This is a genomic window from Candidatus Symbiopectobacterium sp. NZEC135 (genome assembly GCF_025962695.1).
In genome coordinates this window covers 1-1,100 of sequence record NZ_JAGFPF010000640.1, presented here as the reverse complement: position 1 = coordinate 1,100, position 1,100 = coordinate 1, and the positions used below count along the sequence as shown (strand labels likewise).

General features: G+C 44.3%; 1 protein-coding gene. It reads left to right on the top strand.

Going from position 1 to position 1,100, the window contains the following annotated elements; translation table 11 throughout:
- The first annotated feature begins 49 nt into the window (after positions 1 to 49).
- On the top strand, positions 50 to 478 hold the full coding sequence (locus tag J5224_RS29385; protein WP_264628601.1) for an EamA family transporter: 429 nt from the start codon (positions 50 to 52) through the stop codon (positions 476 to 478).
- Positions 479 to 1,100: the final 622 nt, after the last annotated feature.

The following is a 1,100-nucleotide window of genomic DNA, read 5'->3' as shown; positions in this document are numbered from 1 at the left end:
CACGCTCATTCTATTGATCTCCATCCTGATTTTAATGCTGAGGCTCATCATGAGTAGCTGGTTACTTTATGCATTGCTCTCCGCCCTGTGTGCCGCTGCGGTGGCCCTGTTCGGTAAAGTGGGATTGCAAAATCTTGACGCCAACACGGCGACCGCTGTTCGTGCCGTGGTGATGGCGCTGTTTTTGGTGGGCGTTGTGGTGGTGCAAGGGAAAACCACCCTGATCGGTGAAGTGCTTGCCAATAAAAAAGCACTGGCATTTATTGTGTTAAGCGGGATTGCAGGAGCGCTTTCCTGGCTGTTTTATTTTTTGGCATTAAAAAATGGTAATGTAGCTCAGGTTGCCCCCATTGATAAACTCAGCGTTGTGTTTGCTGTTATTTTGGCGGCCGTTCTCCTGGGAGAGAAAATATCGCTATTAGGCGGCGTGGGTGTGGCCATGATATCCGTTGGTGCGCTACTGGTCGCATTAGGCTAAGGGTGTCCCTCGGCGTTGCCGAGGGCTTATAAAAAGAAGAAACAACAGGCCGTTAGCAACAGGTTCAGGTTATGAAAATCGCATCACATGGCAACCAAGGCTCTTTCTCTTTTCATGCAAGCAGCATATTGAATAAAATATGAATTCAGAATGCTGTTTATCCCTGCCACTGAAATAGAAATAGAGGTCATACCTATTCCTCAAGCAATTTATTTTTTCTTTATAAACATGAGTCATCATTAAATAAACAGAATCACTCTTTCGCTTAGTATTGATTTTTTTCAATGAACGAGCCGCACATGATTTATATTGAAGAAAAACATTTTTTCTGTCCATATCGCTATCCCATGAGATAAGAATTAAAAAGTACTCTGAGGTATAACAGGTTAACGCTGTCATATACCCAATTGTTGTTACTCTGACCTGCCTGCAATTGACCTTATTGAGGGGGGCGGGCTTAAGCGGGATGCCGCAGCACGAACACAGCGCGGTGTACTAAGCATACGCAACTAAAAGCCTGCTCAACACTGAGAGCGTCGGTTTCACCGTTAGTGGTTACAAGTATACGCAATGATAATATCCAATAAACGATAAACGAAAGGCAAACCAATAAAAAAACGCC